This is a genomic window from Aromatoleum toluvorans (assembly GCF_012910905.1).
GTDB classification, from domain to species: domain Bacteria; phylum Pseudomonadota; class Gammaproteobacteria; order Burkholderiales; family Rhodocyclaceae; genus Aromatoleum; species Aromatoleum toluvorans.
In genome coordinates this window covers 171068-187350 of sequence record NZ_WTVN01000003.1, presented here as the reverse complement: position 1 = coordinate 187350, position 16283 = coordinate 171068, and the positions used below count along the sequence as shown (strand labels likewise).

General features: G+C 63.2%; 20 protein-coding genes. 7 read left to right on the top strand and 13 right to left on the bottom strand.

What is annotated here, in order from left to right; all coding sequences use genetic code 11:
- Window positions 1-73 precede the first annotated feature (73 nt).
- The 5 genes from GPA22_RS03875 (at window position 74) to GPA22_RS03855 (ending at window position 5591) form a co-directional block, all read left to right on the top strand.
- A complete protein-coding gene (locus GPA22_RS03875; protein ID WP_211168911.1) occupies window positions 74-1453 on the top strand; it encodes an ABC transporter substrate-binding protein in 1380 nt (459 codons plus the stop codon).
- A gap of 13 nt (window positions 1454-1466) precedes the next feature.
- On the top strand, window positions 1467-2486 hold the full coding sequence (locus GPA22_RS03870) for an ABC transporter ATP-binding protein (RefSeq protein WP_169254778.1): 1020 nt from the start codon (window positions 1467-1469) through the stop codon (window positions 2484-2486).
- A 1-nt stretch (window position 2487) separates the two neighbouring features.
- Window positions 2488-3402: a carbohydrate ABC transporter permease gene (locus tag GPA22_RS03865; RefSeq protein ID WP_169254777.1), complete on the top strand. Its 915-nt coding sequence runs from the start codon at window positions 2488-2490 to the stop codon at window positions 3400-3402.
- Window position 3403: 1 nt separating this feature from the next.
- Window positions 3404-4258 (top strand): carbohydrate ABC transporter permease, encoded by an 855-nt coding sequence (locus GPA22_RS03860; RefSeq protein WP_169254776.1) that lies wholly within the window; start codon window positions 3404-3406, stop codon window positions 4256-4258.
- Window positions 4259-4334: 76 nt separating this feature from the next.
- Window positions 4335-5591 (top strand): hypothetical protein, encoded by a 1257-nt coding sequence (locus GPA22_RS03855; RefSeq protein ID WP_169254775.1) that lies wholly within the window; start codon window positions 4335-4337, stop codon window positions 5589-5591.
- A 61-nt stretch (window positions 5592-5652) separates the two neighbouring features.
- Here GPA22_RS03855 and GPA22_RS03850 read toward each other — a convergent pair whose 3' ends face one another.
- The 9 genes from GPA22_RS03850 to yghU all read right to left on the bottom strand — a co-directional run bounded on the left by GPA22_RS03850 (window position 5653) and on the right by yghU (window position 11693).
- Entirely contained in the window at window positions 5653-6168 is a 516-nt protein-coding gene (locus GPA22_RS03850; protein ID WP_211168910.1) for a carboxymuconolactone decarboxylase family protein, read from the bottom strand.
- A gap of 750 nt (window positions 6169-6918) precedes the next feature.
- The gene (locus GPA22_RS03845; protein ID WP_169254774.1) at window positions 6919-7395 is read right to left on the bottom strand and encodes a hypothetical protein; all 477 of its coding nucleotides are present in this window, start codon (window positions 7393-7395) and stop codon (window positions 6919-6921) included.
- A 46-nt stretch (window positions 7396-7441) separates the two neighbouring features.
- The gene (locus GPA22_RS03840) at window positions 7442-7972 is read right to left on the bottom strand and encodes a hypothetical protein (RefSeq protein WP_169254773.1); all 531 of its coding nucleotides are present in this window, start codon (window positions 7970-7972) and stop codon (window positions 7442-7444) included.
- 229 nt (window positions 7973-8201) lie between these two features.
- A complete protein-coding gene (gene vapC, locus GPA22_RS03835; RefSeq protein ID WP_343035941.1) occupies window positions 8202-8555 on the bottom strand; it encodes a type II toxin-antitoxin system VapC family toxin in 354 nt (117 codons plus the stop codon).
- A 43-nt stretch (window positions 8556-8598) separates the two neighbouring features.
- Window positions 8599-8793 carry a type II toxin-antitoxin system VapB family antitoxin gene (locus tag GPA22_RS03830; protein WP_169254772.1) on the bottom strand — a complete coding sequence of 65 codons (195 nt, stop codon included), beginning with the start codon at window positions 8791-8793 and terminating at the stop codon, window positions 8599-8601.
- A 94-nt stretch (window positions 8794-8887) separates the two neighbouring features.
- Complete coding sequence (gene arsB / locus GPA22_RS03825; RefSeq protein ID WP_211168909.1) at window positions 8888-9955, bottom strand: ACR3 family arsenite efflux transporter; 1068 nt, start codon at window positions 9953-9955, stop codon at window positions 8888-8890.
- Between the two features lie 11 nt (window positions 9956-9966).
- Window positions 9967-10380: an arsenate reductase ArsC gene (locus GPA22_RS03820; RefSeq protein WP_169254771.1), complete on the bottom strand. Its 414-nt coding sequence runs from the start codon at window positions 10378-10380 to the stop codon at window positions 9967-9969.
- A 5-nt stretch (window positions 10381-10385) separates the two neighbouring features.
- Window positions 10386-10745: an ArsR/SmtB family transcription factor gene (locus GPA22_RS03815; protein WP_169254770.1), complete on the bottom strand. Its 360-nt coding sequence runs from the start codon at window positions 10743-10745 to the stop codon at window positions 10386-10388.
- A 69-nt stretch (window positions 10746-10814) separates the two neighbouring features.
- Window positions 10815-11693, bottom strand: a complete 879-nt coding sequence (gene yghU / locus GPA22_RS03810) for a glutathione-dependent disulfide-bond oxidoreductase (protein WP_169254769.1) — start codon at window positions 11691-11693, stop codon at window positions 10815-10817.
- A gap of 178 nt (window positions 11694-11871) precedes the next feature.
- Here yghU and GPA22_RS03805 point away from each other — a divergent pair, with 178 nt between their 5' ends.
- The gene (locus GPA22_RS03805) at window positions 11872-12891 is read left to right on the top strand and encodes a zinc-dependent alcohol dehydrogenase family protein (protein ID WP_246264041.1); all 1020 of its coding nucleotides are present in this window, start codon (window positions 11872-11874) and stop codon (window positions 12889-12891) included.
- Between the two features lie 140 nt (window positions 12892-13031).
- A complete protein-coding gene (locus GPA22_RS03800; protein WP_169254768.1) occupies window positions 13032-13301 on the top strand; it encodes a hypothetical protein in 270 nt (89 codons plus the stop codon).
- A gap of 43 nt (window positions 13302-13344) precedes the next feature.
- Here the strand turns inward: GPA22_RS03800 and GPA22_RS03795 are convergent, their stop codons facing one another.
- From GPA22_RS03795 to GPA22_RS03780, 4 genes are all read right to left on the bottom strand, one after another.
- Window positions 13345-14217 carry an HDOD domain-containing protein gene (locus GPA22_RS03795; protein WP_169254767.1) on the bottom strand — a complete coding sequence of 291 codons (873 nt, stop codon included), beginning with the start codon at window positions 14215-14217 and terminating at the stop codon, window positions 13345-13347.
- A 93-nt stretch (window positions 14218-14310) separates the two neighbouring features.
- Window positions 14311-14775 (bottom strand): RES family NAD+ phosphorylase, encoded by a 465-nt coding sequence (locus GPA22_RS03790; RefSeq protein WP_169254766.1) that lies wholly within the window; start codon window positions 14773-14775, stop codon window positions 14311-14313.
- The gene (gene parS, locus GPA22_RS03785) at window positions 14775-15236 is read right to left on the bottom strand and encodes a type II RES/Xre toxin-antitoxin system antitoxin (protein ID WP_169254765.1); all 462 of its coding nucleotides are present in this window, start codon (window positions 15234-15236) and stop codon (window positions 14775-14777) included. Before parS ends, GPA22_RS03790 begins: the two co-directional genes overlap by 1 nt.
- Before the next feature lie 59 nt (window positions 15237-15295).
- Window positions 15296-16264: a DHH family phosphoesterase gene (locus GPA22_RS03780; protein WP_169254764.1), complete on the bottom strand. Its 969-nt coding sequence runs from the start codon at window positions 16262-16264 to the stop codon at window positions 15296-15298.
- Window positions 16265-16283: the final 19 nt, after the last annotated feature.

Genomic DNA, 16283 nt, shown 5'->3' with positions numbered 1-16283 from the left:
CGCCCATTCCGGGTGATGCGGATTCGGTGGCGCGTCTTGTCGGATGTCGAATAAAGCGTTCGAGGAGACAGCCGTGGCCACGAAAATGCCCGCCAGGGAACGTCGGACTCCCATTCAGGATTCATCCGACGGCGTCAGCCGTCGCCGTTTCATCGAAGCGGCCGGCGCGATCGGTGCGGCAGCGGCGCTGTCGCCCTTCATCATGCCGCGGCGCGCATCCGCGGCCGCGAAAACGCTCAAGATCCTGCAGTGGAACCACTTCGTGCCCGGCTACGACAAGTGGTTCGACGGCACCTACGTGAAGGAGTGGGGCGCGAAGAACGACACCGAGGTGATCGTCGACCACGTCGGCATTCCCGCGCTGGCCACCCGTGCCGCGGCGGAAGTCTCGGCGCAGCAGGGGCACGACCTCTTCATGTTCCTTTCGCCGCCGCCGGCCTACGAGGAGCAGGTCATCGACCACCGCGAGATCTACGACGAGTGCATCCGCAAGCACGGCAAGCCGGTCGACCTCGCGGTGCGCAGCACCTTCAACCCGAAGACGAAGAAGTACTTCGCCTTCTCCGACAGCTACGTGCCGGACCCGGTGAATTACCGCAAGGACCTGTGGGACGACGTCGGCATGACGCCGAGCACTTGGGACGACATCCGTGTCGGCGGGCGCAAGATCAAGGAGAAGCACAACATCCCGGTAGGCGTCGGCCTGTCCGCCGAGCTCGACACCGCGATGGCGGTGCGCGCGCTGCTGTTCTCCTTCGGCGGATCGGAGCAGGACGAGCAGGGCAACATCGTGCTCAACTCGAAGAACACGCTCGAAGCGGTGAAGTTCGCGCGGGCGCTGTACCAGGAGGCGATGACGCCGCAGGTGATGGCGTGGGACGCGTCGTCGAACAACCGCGCGATGCTCGCCGGGCAGGTCTCCCTGGCGCTCAACGCGATCTCGATCACGCGCGAAGGCGAGAACAAGAACATCCCGGGCACCGACAACATCTGGCTCGCCAAGGCGGCGGCCGGTCCGGTGCGGCGGATCGGCCTCGAACACGTGATGGACTGCTACGTCATCTGGAAATTCGCCGCGAACATCGAAGGCGCGAAGAAGTTCCTGATCGACTACATCGACAACTTCCACACCGGCTTCATGGCGAGCGAGTTCTACAACTTCCCGTGCTTCGCCGCGACGGTGCCGGACCTGCAACAACAGATCGCCAAGGACAGCAAGGCCAGGCCGGCCGACAAGTACAAGGTCCTCGGCGATGTGCTCGACTGGGCGACCAACGTCGGCTACCCCGGCTACGCCAACGCCGCGATCGACGAGATCTTCAACACCTGGGTCATCAACACGATGTTCGCGAAGGCCGCGAGCGGCGCCGACACGCCGGAGAACGCCATCAAGGAGGCGGAAGCGCAGTGCAAGCGCATCGTCCAGAAGTGGCGCGCGAAGGGTCTGGTCTAGGCGGACCGCCGCCATGGCGACGGTAGAAACCCGGGCGCTGCGCAAGCGCTTCGACGGCGTGGCCGCGGTGGACGGCATCGACCTGCCGGTGCGCGAGGGCGAGTTCCTGGTCCTGCTGGGCCCGTCCGGCTGCGGCAAGACGACGCTGCTGCGGATGATCGCCGGGCTGGAGACGCCGTCGTCGGGCGACGTGCTGATCGACGGGCGCGTCGTGACGCCGCTGCCGCCGCGCGAGCGCAACATGGCGATGGTGTTCCAGAGCTATGCGCTGTACCCGCACCTCACGGTCGCGGACAACATCGCCTTTCCGCTCAAGGCGCACGGCATGCGCGGCGCGGAAGCCGCCGAGCGCGTGCAGCGGGCGGCGGCGATGTTTTCCATCGAACGGCTCCTCAAGCGCAAGCCGCGCCAGCTCTCCGGCGGCGAACGCCAGCGCGTGGCCCTTGCCCGGGCCGTCGTGCGCGAGCCGGTGGTCTTCCTCCTCGACGAGCCGCTCTCCAACCTCGACGCCCAGCTGCGCAGCGCCGCGCGCGACGAGCTGCAGCAGTTCCAGAGGCGCCTCGGCACCACCACGATCTACGTCACGCACGACCAGATCGAGGCGATGGGTCTGGGCGACCGCATCGCCGTGCTCGATCACGGCCGCATCCACCATCTCGGCACGCCACGCGAAATCTACGCCGATCCGGCCGACACCTTCGTCGCCACCTTCATCGGCTCGCCGCCGATGAACCTCGTCGAAACGGACGACATCATCACCGGATTCCGCCCCGAGCAGTTCATGCCGATCGAGGCGCTGCCGGCGGACGAGCCCGTGCGCCGCTTCACCCTCGACGTCGGACGGGTCGAATACCTGGGCGCCGACCGCCTGGTGTACGGCACCCTGGCGCCGCCGCTGCCCCCGAGCCGCGTCATCGCACGCCTGCCGGCCGGCCCGGAACTGCCGGTGTCCACGGGCGAACGCCACGAGTTCGCCGTCCGCGAGCGCGACCTGCGCCATTTCGACCGCGCCAGCGGCCGGCGGGTGAATTGAGATGCGCGCGCCCGCCGCCCGGCACGGCCCGACGCTCCTCGACGACGAGCGCTGGCTCGGGCGGCTGCTGCTCGCGCCGGCGATCCTCTACATCGTCCTGCTGGTCGGCTTCCCGTTCGCGATCGGCCTCTACTACAGCGTCAGCGATGCCACGGTGGGCACGCGCACCTTGCACTTCGTCGGCCTCGACAACTTCCGCCTCGCACTGGAGAACGCGACCTTCTGGCAATCGCTGCGCAACGCCGTGGTGTTCACGCTGGTCTCGCAGGCCTTCGTCGTCGTGCTCGGCAAGATCCTCGCGATGGCGCTGTACCGCGACTTCCGCGGCAAGTGGCTGGTGCGCTTCCTGATCCTGCTGCCGTGGGTCGCGCCGATCTCGCTCGGCAGCATCGGCTGGCTGTGGATCTTCGACCCGGTCTACAGCATCATCAACTGGATGGCGCGGGGCCTGGGCCTGCTGGCCCCGAACGCATGGCCGATCTGGCTGGGCCAGCCGGACCTCGCGATGGCCTCGGTGATCATGGTGAACGTCTGGCGCCTGCTGCCGCTCGCGACGGTCATCATCCTCGGGGGCCTGTGCTCCATCCCGCAGGACATCCACGATGCGGCGGCGATGGACGGCGCAGGCTTCTGGCGCCACCTGTTCCTCATCAACATCCCGCTGGTCATGCCGATCATGCTCGTCGCGCTGCTCTTCGGCATCGTGTTCACCTTCACCGACATGATCGTCATCTACGTGCTGACCCGCGGCGGCCCCTACGACACCACGCAGGTGATCGCCAGCCTCGCGTTCTTCACCGGCATCCAGGGCGGCGACCTCGCGGGCGGCGCCGCGATCGCGCTGTTCCTGTTCCCGGTGCTGGTCGCCGTCGCCATCCTGTTCCTGACGCTGGCGCGGCGCGCGGAGGTCACCTGAGATGAGCACATCCGCCATCACCATCAAACGCTGGGCCGCGCGCGGCGGGCATTTCGGCCTGCTCGCCGCCTTCGTCGCCTTCTCGGCCTTCCCGTTCTACTGGATGCTGATCACGACCTTCAAGGAGACCAACGACCTCCTCGCCACCGCGAACAACCCCTTCCTCTTCAACCATCCGCCCACGCTCGAACACCTGCGCGTGCTGGTCGTCGATACGCAATTCGTCCGCTGGCTCGGGAACACCACGCTGGTCGGCGTCTCGGTCGTCGCGATCACGCTGCTGCTCGCCGTCCCGGCCGGCTACGCACTGGCACGCCTCGCCGGGCGCTGGGGCCAACAGATGGCGATCGGCATCTTCCTCACCTACCTCATCCCGCCGACCATCCTGTTCATTCCCTTCTCGCGCATCATCGCGTCGCTCGGGCTGCAGGACTCGCTGTGGTCGCTGGTGCTGGTCTATCCGAGCTTCACCGTGCCGTTCTGCACCTGGCTGCTGATGGGCTTCTTCAAGGCCATCCCGCGCGACATCGAGGAAGCCGCGATGATGGACGGCTACTCCCGCTTCGGCGCCTTCCTCAAGGTCGTGGTGCCGAACTGCTCGGCCGGGATCCTGACCGCGGTAATCTTCGCCTTCACCCTGGTGCTGCAGGAATTCGTCTACGCGCTGACCTTCATCACCAGCTCGTCGCAATACACCGTCAGCGTCGGCGTACCGACCTTCCTCGTGCGCGGCGACGTCTACTTCTGGGGCTCGATGATGGGCGCCTGCCTCATCGTCAGCGTCCCGATCGCCATCGTCTTCAACCTGTTCGTCGACCGCTTCGTCGCGGGCTTCACCGTGGGGGCGATCAAGTAGCGGCATCACCGGGAACGCACGGCGCCCGCGTGCCGTGACTGGAAAAAGCGGCAGGGCTCTCCCATAATTCCCTGTCATGAAACAGACACTCCAGCCCATCGCCCAGGCCTACAAGAGCGACCGCGAATCGGTTTACAACACGTGGTTTGTCAGCAGCGAGGATCGCCTCAAGGCGTTCCGCAGCATCCGCCGCGGCGTCGGCGCGGTCGTCGAGGACATCCGGCAGCACCGTTTTCCGAACGACTTCAAAGGCTCATCGCTGGAGTTCGTGCTGAGCTGCATCGCCGAGCAGAAGCAGGTGTTCGAAGGCGCCGCGCATCCCTTCTACTGGAAACCCAAGCTTCGCATCCCGGACATCTACGAGAACGACGCCAACAAGCAGGCTTTCGGCGAATTCCTGCATGCCTGCCTCAAGACCACCGACGTAGGGGCCCTGGAGAAGGAGGTCCTGAAGCTCGCCGGCCGCGGTATCAAGGGACTCGGGCCGGCGGTCGCCAACATCCTCTACTTTCTCCATCCCGAGCTGTTTCCGCCCTTCAACACGGCAATGCTCAACGGCTTCAACGCACTTTTCCAGGCCAAAAAAAAACTGGGCTCCTGGGAGAGCTATCTGGAAATGCGCGAGACGATCATTCAGGCCAATTCGACGCTGGGCACACTCTCCAGGGATCTCGGCGCATTCAGCGGAATGTTGTTCGAGATCGGGGTAGGGCGGCTCGCACCCGACGCCAGCGGGCAGGGAACCCTGATTGCCGCGCAGGAAAAGCTCGAACAGCTTCGCCGCAAACGCCACACACAGGTCGAGCAGGATCTCGCGGAAGAACGCCTCCACACCAAGGTGCAGTACCAGCTATCCGAACTCGGGCGCGCACTCGGGTATGACATCCTCGTCGCACGCAACGATCGTAGCGCTCAATACCAGGGCCGCATGCTCGGATACCACAGTCTGGAAGGGCTCCCGGACCTGGGACTCCCCCCGGAGGTGCATGCGACGGCAGAGCTGATCGATGTCCTTTGGCTGTACAAGGGGAAAGCGCAAATCGCCGCCGCCTTCGAGGTCGAGAAAAGCACCTCCATCTATTCCGGCATACTGCGGCTGACCGACATGGCGCTCTCCATCCCCGGCAAGGAAGAGCATCTCTACCTCGTGGCACCGGCCATGCGGGAAAGGGAAATCATCGAGCAGTTGAAGCGCCCCATGTTCCGGCGGCCGGACGAGTTTTCCCTCGGGTACATCCTGTTCGAGGACCTCGATCGCCATTTCGAATCACTCTGCAAGCTCGGCGACGATCACCGCATCCTGGACAAATTGGCCTGCCGCTGCTGTTTTTGACCGGGGTGATTCCCAAACTGGCAAATCCGCGAAGGGGGAGGGCCGATAGATTAGCCCTCAGTCAGGCAGCGACCGGATAACGACTGGCGATGGCAATTCGGTTCCAGGTATTGATGACGATGGAAAGCCATTCGATCGCCGCGATTTCTTCCCTGGAAAGTGTCGCCGCGGCTTGCTCATAGACGGAATCCGGCACTTGCCCGTCCGCGACCAGCGTAATGGCCTCCACCAATGCCAGTGCAGCACGTTCTTTCTCCGTAAAGTATCCGGTTTCTCGCCATGCGGGCAGAACACTGATACGGTCACTGGATTCGCCACTGGCCAACGCATCACGGGTATGTAGCCGGACACAAAAAGCGCACTGGTTAATCTGCGATGCGCGGAGCCGTATGAGATGTGAAAATCCTTCGGCTATCCCGCTAGATGCAATGGCTTGGGAAGCCAGCTTATCAAGGTTGATAACTGCTTGATATAGTTGCGGTTGAGTCTTTCCGAGGTTAATTCTTTCTTTCATTGAAAATTCCTTTTGTGTGAGCGGATAACGACAGCCTTCAGTGGACGTGAAAATGCGCAGCATTTTGACGGGTCCGCTGCAAGCACTGGTTGGGCCACTAACATTTTTGTGCGATCTCAGGATTGATGGTGCCTGAGCCTGCATCAAACCGAATGCAAAGATATTGGCCCATTGCCTTCGCTCTGCATGCCTCGTCGGATAGGGGCTTCCGATCGATGGCCCCCCTCACGATCTCGGATCTCGCCATGTCAGAGAGGAAGTAATTGCCACATGCGCTGTTCGAGCACCTATAGAGCGCCCCCTGCTCCCATAGCTTCTCGCTCCGCTCGGCATTGCTCCCACAAAGAAAGCATGGCTCATGACTTGTTGATGTATGCACGATCAACCTCCGACTCTAAGATGCCAAACCTTTTATGTGACCGACCGCCAATGTGGCGAAAGCCGATGGGACATGAATTAATTGAGCCTGCCCCGTTTTCTTCCTCAATTTCTCCTGCTCGCTTTTTTCAAAGCGTTCACAGCCATGATCGCGCTAGCGACGCAGCAGTGAGAGCAAAGAGAATGGCGAAGCCGCTCAAGATACAATCATATAGAATATGCGGTGACTTTGGAAGCAAAGGAACCCGTCCGGCGAAAGGCTCTAGAAACGAAAGCACAAGAATGCCAACAAAAGCACCAACAATCCCACCAATTACTGAAATCAGTCCAACAAGAATCGATTCCAATCTTCAATCCCCAAACTGAATTCTATGTTCGTAAGTTCGCCGCCCCCGTGTGTTGTTACTCGTCGATATTCCGCTGGGTTGGGCGACATTACTCTCCCCTTATCTCTGAAACAGAATAGCTCCACTGCAAATGACCTTTCGGGTTGAGCCCCCTCCCGGCGAAGTAAACGGGCTCTTCAAAGTCGCGGGCTTGGACGGGGGGGATACCTAGATACAGATACTCACTGCTCTCTCCAATGGTGATGCAATTCTGCGAACCTGTCGCGCCAGTGCAGTCTTGCATGGTCACCACAAGTTTGACCTGCTTGAGGGTGTAGTTCGTCGAATTGTTCATAATGCGGCCCGACAACTTGTATCCGCTGTACTCAGGTTTCAGGGCCACATTCTCAAAAGCGAGTTCCGAGATTGCGATACGGGAGAGGGAACGACTCTGTTCGAGTTCGCTTTGGATATAGAGAAGGCCGCCCCCGGCCACAGTAAGGGCGACTAGGCCCAGTGCGAATTTTCTGAACCCTGAAGAAACAACAAGTAGGACCAGAACAGCGATGCCGAGTAACCAAGCCATGACCGATTTTCCGTCCGCTCGATAATGAGGAAGTGCATGATACTGGCTAGAGTCGATAACAGCGTAGCCGTGAGTTGACCACAGATGCCGCAGCGTCGTACAGGCTGTTGGATTGCGAGCGGAGAGGAATAAGCTTCTCTGCTTTCAAGTGATTGCGTGAAAATTCCTCTGAAAGCTTGGCATCACGCTCGGCGCTGTCGAGAATGCGTCTGGCGGCCTCGCTTTGGTCGAGCCCCCGATTAAAGGTCTCGACGTGGTTAAAGAACGCAAGCAAGTCCCGTGTGTGCGCCTCGTTGAGGCCGCCATCCGCTAACAACGCAGGTAGAGAATGCGCATACGCAATGGTCGGGAGGCGATATAACGGCGCCGGTATGCCGTCGGTGAGGTAGGTCTGCGCCAATGTTCGACAGTGTTCAATTTCTGCGCGCAATGCTGCGAAGTGAGCGCGGCGACGTCTCCGTGACTTAAGCCAGTCGTAGAGAACAATGAGAGCAAAGGCAAGCGTAGCGCCGACAAAGGCGGCTATCACCTCCTTGGTTTCGTACCAGGCGCCGGTGGCTACGGAAAGTGTGTCCATGTCGCCCAAAAGTTGTGTAGACGGAATCGGCCAATATCGTGATAGGCCGACGCGGCCTATTTTTGGCTAGTAAAAATTACGATAGCAACCTAACGGGTTTTCGTGGACCTTTTCTTACGGCACAACATAGCCGCCTCACCGACTGGAACTGGGAAATGCGTGAGACAAGATACCCCCCGCGGAGGCCCATGAACGCGGTACTCTTTAACAGTCCGCTGAATTCCTGCGTTCAGGTCGCGGTGAGCGCTGACTGGAGGCCCAGGTGCTCTACAAACGGATCAAAATCCCTGTCGCTGTACAGCAATGCCATCCCGCTTTCAATGCAGCGGGTAGCAATCACAGTATCAATGGTCTTCCGTACCGTTACACCCAACGACCGCAACGAACGAAAATTTCTGGCCGCTTGAATGGCAATTTCTTGCCCACCCAGTTCAACAATTACCAGCGAGGTCATAAGCGTTCTGGCCTGGTTGAAGTCACGCTCGCTTGCAAAGCCTTGCAGTACCTCAGTCAGAATCAAATCGCCTGTAACAATGGGCTCTGTTCCAAGCAGCGAGTCCAGCTTTTCAGCCTGCGAGGTCACCGTTCCGCGGAAGTAGTCGATCCAGACACTGAATCGACCAGGATCATTTGTCGGGCCTCATCGCGTCGAGATCGCCTTGCCAGTCGAGCTTGCCACGAAACCGGCGGATCTCTTCCTGCTGCCGAAGGCGAAGCAGCGTCGTGAGGGCGAGTTCAACCGCTTCACGCTTGGTCTTCAAGCCGGTTACGCGGAGCGTGTCGTTCATGAGCTTGTCGTCGATGACGATGTTGGTGCGCATGACGTGTCTCCCTTCATTCCGATATACACACCCTAGTCCCTGCCGGCCAAACCGCGCAACCTGACAACGCCCCAGGACGTCCCCCCACTGAAGCTCAGGCCCGTTGATACCAAACCTTCGAAGCGTTCACGATCCTGACCACCAGCAACATCACCGGCACCTCGATCAGGACGCCAACCACCGTCGCCAATGCCGCGCCGGACTCGAAGCCGAAGAGGCTGATCGCCGCCGCCACGGCCAGTTCGAAGAAGTTGGAGGCACCGATCAGCGCCGACGGGCACGCGACATCGTGCTTCTCGCCCACGGCACGATTCAGCCAGTAGGCGAGCGCCGAGTTGAAGAACACCTGGATCAGGATGGGCACGGCGAGCAGGCCGATCACGAGGGGCTGCTTCAGGATCGCCTCGCCCTGAAACGCGAAGAGCAGCACCAGGGTCGCCAGTAGCGCCGAAATCGACCACGGCCCGACCTTCGCCATTGCCGCGTCGAAGGCGGCCTGTCCCTTTGCGAGCAGGGAGCGGCGCCACAATTGGGCTAGGATGACGGGGATGACGATGTAGAGCACCACCGAGGTGATCAGCGTGCCCCAGGGCACCGTGATGGCCGAGATGCCCAGCAGGAAGCCGACGATGGGGGCGAAGGCGAACACCATGATGGTGTCGTTGAGCGCGACCTGGGACAGGGTGAAGAGCGGATCGCCGTTGGAGAGCCGGCTCCACACGAACACCATCGCCGTGCAGGGCGCGGCGGCCAGCAGAATGAGCCCGGCGATGTAGCTGTCGAGCTGGTCGGCCGGCAGCATCGGCGCGAACAGGTTGCGCACGAAGAACCACGCGAGGAAGGCCATCGAGAAGGGCTTCACGAGCCAGTTCACGAAGAGCGTCACGCCGATGCCGCGGACGTGCTGCTTCACCTCGTGCAGCGCACCGAAATCGACCTTCACCAGCATCGGGATGATCATGACCCAGATGAGCAGGCCGACCGGGATATTGACCTGCGCGATCTCCATGCGACCGATGGCCTGGAACAGGCCGGGTGCCACCTGGCCGACCACGATGCCGGTGACGATGCACAGAAACACCCAGACGGTCAGGAAGCGTTCGAAGACGCTCATCGGGACGCCGCTCGCGGCCTTGGCAGTGACTTCACATTGGGCGGACATATCGGCGCTCCTCACAGACCCAGGGCCTGGCGAACCGCCGGGACCAGGCGGGCGCGGATGTCGTCGCGCACCGCAACGAAGCTCTCCAGCGGCTCGCCGTGCGGGTCATGGAAGGGGACGTGAAGGCGCTTGACCGCGCCGGGGAAGACTGGGCAGGTCGCTTGCGCGTTGTCGCAGACGCTCACCACCAGATCGATCGGATCGCCCATCACGGCGGCAACATCTTTCGGGTACAGCCCCTCGGTCGGCAGGCCGGCCAGCTTCAGGGCTGCGATCGCGCCGTCCGCTACCTTCGCCTGCGGCCGGGTGCCGGCGGAAATTCCCCGCACGAGGCCGGCGAGGTCGTGATTGAGGATCGCTTCGCCCATCTGCGAGCGACAGGAATTCCCGGTGCACAACACGAGGACCGTCTTGAGCTTGTTCATGGTTTTCAGTCTTGCGGATTGGATGTCGGGCGGCGACGCTTCTGCACCGTGCCGCAGGTCGTGGCCGCGGGCAGGCAGGCCTTGCCCTGGCAGCAGTTCCTCGTCAGGAAGGCAATCAGCTCATCCATCGTCTCGTACGCGGCCGAGTAGTGGATGAACCGGCTTTCCCGCTCGCCCTTGATGAGACCGACGCACGTCAGGTGCGAAAGATGAAAGGAAAGCGTCGCGCCGGGGAGTCCGAGGTTCTCGCCGATGGCGCTGGCGTTCATGCCTTCAGGGCCGGCTTCGACCAATAGGCGGAAGATGGCAAGACGGGATTCGTGCCCGAGGGCAGCGAGAAGTTCGGCGGCGTTTAGCGTTTCCATATTTCCAAATTTATGGAAATATGGAAACAGGTCAAGATGACGGCCTCGCCCGCGTCTTCTTGTGCGGGTTCAGTTCCCGGTATTCGGGGCGAGCTTGTCCTGCGTGCGCAGCTCGAAGTCGCTGGCATCGTGCCGCTCGTGGAGTTGCCCGGCCGGTTCGCCCCAGGTGCGGTTCACCTTGCGGCCGCGCTGCACCGCCGGTCTTCGTGCGATCTCGTGGGCCCACCGCAGGACGTGCGCGTAGGTTTGGGCGTCGAGGAACTCGGCAGCGTCGTACGCCTGGTTCAGCACGAGGCCGCCGTACCACGGCCAGATCGCGATGTCGGCGATGGTGTACTCGTCGCCGGCGATGTACGGGCGCTCGGCAAGCAGGCGATTCAGCACGTCCAGCTGCCGCTTGACCTCCATCGCGTAGCGGTTGATCGGGTACTCGTACTTTTCCGGGGCGTAAGCGTAGAAATGGCCGAAGCCGCCGCCGACAAACGGGGCACTGCCCATCTGCCAGAAGAGCCACGACAGGCATTCGGTGCGCGCCGCGAGCTCGCGCGGCAGGAAGGCGCCGAACTTTTCCGCGAGGTACAGCAGGATCGCGCCGGACTCGAACACGCGGAGCGGCGGCGTGACGCTGCGGTCGAGCAGGGCGGGGATCTTGGAGTTGGGGTTGATCGCGACGAAGCCGCTGCCGAACTGTTCGCCGTCGTTGATGCGGATCAGGTGGGCGTCGTATTCCGCTCCGGCGAAGCCGCGCGCGAGCAGCTCCTCAAGCATGATCGTGACCTTCACGCCGTTCGGCGTTGCCAGCGAATAGAGCTGCAGCGGGTGCTTGCCGATCGGCAGCGCCTTGTCGTGCGTGGCGCCGGCGACGGGACGGTTGATGTTGGCGAACTTGCCGCCGCTGGGGGCCTCCCATTTCCAGACCTTGGGCGGTGTATACGTGGTGTCGCTCATGACTGCTCCGTTGTACTTGTCGGGGGCGGGCTCGGCATCCGCCATGGCAAGCATAGCAAAGCGGGATCGATGGGTCGCCGCGTCGCGGAGGGTGCCGGTCGATCGGGCGGGGCTACCTGCCGACCCGCGGTCCGATCGATTAGCATTGCCTCCTACCGGAACCGGATCGCGAGGGTGAATGTTCATGAGAGTCTTCCAGGTCGATACAGCGTGGTCGGACGAGAACCTGCGGATTGGCGAACGCCCGGAACCGACCGCCGGGCCGGGCGAGGTCAGGCTGAAGATGACCGCGTCCGCACTCAACTACCGTGATCTGCTGGTTCCGCGGCGCGGCTACGGGTCGCGGATGAAGGCACTGCCGCTCATCATGCTGTGCGATGGAGTGGGGCGGATCGATCAGGTCGGCGAGGGCGTCGATTCGTATCGGGTCGGCGATCGCGTCTGTCCGCTGTTCTTTTCGAGCTGGCCCGCGGGCGAGCCGAGCGCCGAGCATCTGGCGCACAGCCTGGGGTGCGAGATCGACGGCACGATGGCCGAGTACATGGTCGTTCCTGCGTCCAAGGTTGCAGCGGTTCCCGCCCACCTGGACGACGTCGAGGCCGCGACCTTGCCAACGGCCGCAGTCACCGCATGGCGGGCGCTCGTCACGGAAGGGCGGGTGAAGGCGGGCGACACGGTGCTCGTGCAGGGCACGGGCGGCGTATCGCTGTTTGCCCTGCAGTTCGCGAAGATGCTCGGCGCGACGGTGATCTGCACCTCATCGAGCGACGAGAAGCTTACGCGTGTCCGGGCGATGGGAGCAGACGAGACCATCAACTATCGGACCACGCCGGAATGGGGTCGCGTCGCCCGCGACATGGCGGGCGGAAGCGGCGTCGATCACGTCGTGGAGGTCGGCGGACAGGGCACGCTGCCGCAATCGCTGCGCGCGGTACGGCCCGGCGGCACGATCAGCATGATCGGCGTGCTGGCGGGGTCGGTGATGGACGCGCCTTTGGGGATGATCGTCACACGGCACGTGCGCCTGCAGGGCATCACGGTGGGCAGCGGCGAGGATTTCAGGGCGATGGCGCGTGCGATTGCACACCACGGCATGCGGCCGGTCGTGGATCGCGTGTTCGAGTTCGAGCAGTTGCGCGAAGCGATGCAGTACCTCGCCAGCGGCCGCCATTTCGGGAAGGTCTGCATCCGGCACTGAGGAACGCGATCCGGGAACCTTCTGAGGTGCCGGCCGGCACACGGGCCAAGCTATTTTTCCCCGAATTTGATTTCTGTCACCGCAACTGCCCTCCGGAACCGTTATACAGGCAGGGAGGTCTTTCGCGGGGTGAGGAAATCATGAAAAGCCACGTTGCCGAGCAGGTGCTTCCTGCCAATCCGCGCTTTCATCTGCGCCGCCACGACGGGTTGTTCCTGCCGATTTCCTTCTTTCTCGTGACCGAGCGGATGCGGACGGATATCGAGCAGGAACGCGAGCTGATCATCGAGGCGCTTCCGCCGGCGCAGCGTGCGAAGCAGGAGATGCTCTTCAGGCGCTACGATCCGCGCAAGAGCGTGCGCGTCTTCGAGGACATCCTGCGGCTGTTCGGAATTCCGCGCCGCTCCTGAATCGCTACGCTGCACGTCCCCTTTTCGGGGACGCTCCACGGATTCAACCGTCGAGGGCGGCGTGCAGCTCCTGCGCCATCGACTCCACCTCGTCCGTCAGCGCCAGATAGGTTTCGCCGAGTTTTGCGCGTTCCTGCGCGGCGGCGTCGTAGTCCTTCTTCATCCACTCGAAATGGCCGCCCGCCATGACGTTGCCGATATAGATGATGTCGGCGAGGTTGCGCGGGTATTCCGGCACGGGGCGCGGATGGTCGTGGTCGCGCGTGGCGATGGCGATGTCCTCGGGGATGCCGAGCGAGAAGAGCAGGGATTCGCCGATGCTCTCGTGCCACTGGTACACGAGGTGGCGCACGGTGTCCGGCCGTTCGCGCAGCTCCTCGTACTGCGTGGCGCGGTACAGCATGTAGCTTGCGCCGAGATCATGAACGAGCCCGGCGAACATTGCCTGGTCGGGCGTCACGCGGCCGAATTTCTGCGCGAGGACGGCGCAGGCGGCCGCACTTCTGACCGAATGCTCCCAGAGGCGCTTCGAAATGCCGTCGAAATCGGTGAGGCCCTTGCCAAGCAGGATCTGCTTCATCGCGACCGCGAGCGCGAGGGTACGGACCGATTTGGTGCCGATGCGCATGACCGCCCCTTGCAGATCCTTGACGGGCGGTCCGCCGCGCCGGTTGAGCACGGAATTGGCGACGCTCAGCAGACGGCTGCTGATCAGCGGGTCGAGGCTGACGGCGGCGCTGATCTTCTCGATCGGGACGTCCGGGTCATCGAGCAGTTCGCGCAGGCGAATGGTGAGGTCGAAGCAGGTCGGGAAAATGAGTTTGCGCGACAGTTCACTGGCGATGTCTTCCAGCATCTGGAAACGCTGGGCCTTCAGGGCGTCGCCGGTCTTGTCGTCTTCGCGTGTGGTGGGCATTGCGGTGTAACTGCGTTGAGGTAATTGATCGGGACTGCGCCGATTCGGATTTTTATGAGTCTATCTGTACGGGCGTCTTCGGAGCATGGCGGATTATGGGCTGCGTGTCAGCCGCAAGTCTGTGACCAAATCCTGCGCCTCGCCGATGGCGATCCTCGCAAAGGCGGGGTGCTGGGGGTTGAGCAGGTAGTTCGTTTCCGACGGGATCACCGCGCTCGGCACTGCAAGCACGGCGGCAGAGTTTCCCTTCGCCCAGTCGCTTCCCAGGGTCTGCAGGTGTTCGCGCGCTTCGAGGTTGCGCCAGTCGCCGGGCAGTTCGTCGGGCGTGATGCGGTCGATGCGCAGGCCGGTCGGCACGGTTGCCGGAATGGCCACGTAGCGGGCGCGCAGTGGCTGGTCCTGCACGAGCATTTCGAGCATCGCGAGGGATTGCGTCGCGGACGTATAGACGAGCGGGACGCCCTTGCGATTCCAGCGTCCGCCGTACAGGCGCGCGCCTTCCCCCGAAAATGCGGAATCCGCGAAGCGCGCCGTCACCAGGCGCCACACGGTCAGCATCAGGCGAACACGCCGTGCTCGATGCGGCCGAGCGTGTCCAGCACGCTCTCTGCGCCGATGTCGGTATCCATCAGCGACAAGGGGACCGCACCCGCGAGTGCGGTGTTGGGGGACTTCAGCCAGTGCATGGCGATGTCCGCGTCCTCGAAGACCTCCTGGGCGCGTTCGGCGACGCGCGCGAGGCGCACGAGCTTCGCCGACTCTTCGCTGTTGAGGGTGCCTTCCCGCTTGCGCCGGGCGAGCGTGCGCTCGGGAATCCCGAGGGCGTCGGCGAGTTCGGCCTGCGTCACGTGCAGGGTCTTGGTTGCCGAATCGACCGCCGCCGAGGAAATGCCGCGGCGGATCACCGATACCCAGTCGAGCGCCGTCCGCGGTGCCGCGCGCAGCACGCCCTGGCCACCGAGTACGGACTCGATCGAGAGCGAAGGGGTACGCGAAAGTGCCGCAGCGGTCGTGCTCATGGTGACTCCATCAATGCCATCTGGCGTTAATTATAGGCAAATTTGGCACAAATGGTCGTTCAGCGCAGCTCGTCCGGTTGGGGCGAAAGGATGTGCTCGATGAAGTCCCGCAAGGGCATGCGGAATCCCGCCGCGTTGGGATGGCCGCCCCCGCCGTAGTGTTCGGCAAGGCGCGCGACGTTCACGACGTTGCAGCCGCGCAGCGACGCCTTGACCGCACCGTCGCCGGACAACTGCCACACGAGGCCGAAGGTCTGCGCGCGTTCCGCGAGGCGCCCGCCGAGTTCGGAGGCGAAGGCCGCGCTCGCATTGATCGCGAGGCCGCGAACCGGCGTATCGGACGCGGACGCCGCTTCGCCCGGTGCAGCGGTCGCCCGCAGGGTGACCGGCATCACCAGCGCGCTCGACGCGAGCCGCTCGACTTCGATGGCGAGGAAGCGGTCCACGGCCTCGCCTTCGTCGAGCAGCGCGCGGTGTGCGGGCGCGGCGGGATCCTCGCTGGCGCGCACGATCGCATCCCACGCCGCGAAGGTGAAATCGCGCATGCGCAGGGCGCGGCAGAACGGGCGCGTGCCGGCAAGGCGAAAGCGCCACATGTCCTGGTCCTCGATGTGCGCGAGCGCAGCCGGGACCGGGCTTTCGGGGTGGAAATGTTCCCAGGCGAGCCGAGCGCCGGAGTGCTCCAGATCGAAGATCACCGTGAGCCTGCGGGCGGGATCATCGAAGCGGGCGCGGCTGCCGCTGCCATCTGCGCGCAGCAGGTCGGCCCAGGCCGCGCGGGCGCTGGCGTGGTGGTCGATCAGGCACACCGAGCGGGCGTGCGCGGCCATCTGTTCGAGTTCTGCGCGCGGAAACGAGAAGTCGAGGATGAACACGTCGCGGTCGGCGACGTCGGCGACCGTCCAGCGGTTTCCGTAATGCACGGGCAGGTAGCGCGCGGCGTCGCCGTAGTGGCGCCACGCGGCATAGGCGGCGCCGAAACCGTCGAGGCAGTCGGCGTGGTAGAAGATGGTGGCGTGTGTCGTCATGATCCGTCCGATCATGCCA

What these genes read in the sequence shown, in the direction of transcription:
- GPA22_RS03870 (WP_169254778.1), top strand. Translation starts at nt 1,467, where the DNA reads ATGGCGACGGTAGAAACCCGGGCGCTGCGCAAGCGCTTCGACGGCGTG.
- GPA22_RS03865 (WP_169254777.1), top strand. Translation starts at nt 2,488, where the DNA reads ATGCGCGCGCCCGCCGCCCGGCACGGCCCGACGCTCCTCGACGACGAG.
- GPA22_RS03860 (WP_169254776.1), top strand. Translation starts at nt 3,404, where the DNA reads ATGAGCACATCCGCCATCACCATCAAACGCTGGGCCGCGCGCGGCGGG.
- GPA22_RS03855 (WP_169254775.1), top strand. Translation starts at nt 4,335, where the DNA reads ATGAAACAGACACTCCAGCCCATCGCCCAGGCCTACAAGAGCGACCGC.
- GPA22_RS03850 (WP_211168910.1), bottom strand. Translation starts at nt 6,168, where the DNA reads ATGCTGCGCATTTTCACGTCCACTGAAGGCTGTCGTTATCCGCTCACA.
- GPA22_RS03845 (WP_169254774.1), bottom strand. Translation starts at nt 7,395, where the DNA reads ATGGCTTGGTTACTCGGCATCGCTGTTCTGGTCCTACTTGTTGTTTCT.
- GPA22_RS03840 (WP_169254773.1), bottom strand. Translation starts at nt 7,972, where the DNA reads ATGGACACACTTTCCGTAGCCACCGGCGCCTGGTACGAAACCAAGGAG.
- GPA22_RS03830 (WP_169254772.1), bottom strand. Translation starts at nt 8,793, where the DNA reads ATGCGCACCAACATCGTCATCGACGACAAGCTCATGAACGACACGCTC.
- arsB (WP_211168909.1), bottom strand. Translation starts at nt 9,955, where the DNA reads ATGTCCGCCCAATGTGAAGTCACTGCCAAGGCCGCGAGCGGCGTCCCG.
- GPA22_RS03820 (WP_169254771.1), bottom strand. Translation starts at nt 10,380, where the DNA reads ATGAACAAGCTCAAGACGGTCCTCGTGTTGTGCACCGGGAATTCCTGT.
- GPA22_RS03815 (WP_169254770.1), bottom strand. Translation starts at nt 10,745, where the DNA reads ATGGAAACGCTAAACGCCGCCGAACTTCTCGCTGCCCTCGGGCACGAA.
- yghU (WP_169254769.1), bottom strand. Translation starts at nt 11,693, where the DNA reads ATGAGCGACACCACGTATACACCGCCCAAGGTCTGGAAATGGGAGGCC.
- GPA22_RS03805 (WP_246264041.1), top strand. Translation starts at nt 11,872, where the DNA reads ATGTTCATGAGAGTCTTCCAGGTCGATACAGCGTGGTCGGACGAGAAC.
- GPA22_RS03800 (WP_169254768.1), top strand. Translation starts at nt 13,032, where the DNA reads ATGAAAAGCCACGTTGCCGAGCAGGTGCTTCCTGCCAATCCGCGCTTT.
- GPA22_RS03795 (WP_169254767.1), bottom strand. Translation starts at nt 14,217, where the DNA reads ATGCCCACCACACGCGAAGACGACAAGACCGGCGACGCCCTGAAGGCC.
- GPA22_RS03790 (WP_169254766.1), bottom strand. Translation starts at nt 14,775, where the DNA reads ATGCTGACCGTGTGGCGCCTGGTGACGGCGCGCTTCGCGGATTCCGCA.
- parS (WP_169254765.1), bottom strand. Translation starts at nt 15,236, where the DNA reads ATGAGCACGACCGCTGCGGCACTTTCGCGTACCCCTTCGCTCTCGATC.
- GPA22_RS03780 (WP_169254764.1), bottom strand. Translation starts at nt 16,264, where the DNA reads ATGACGACACACGCCACCATCTTCTACCACGCCGACTGCCTCGACGGT.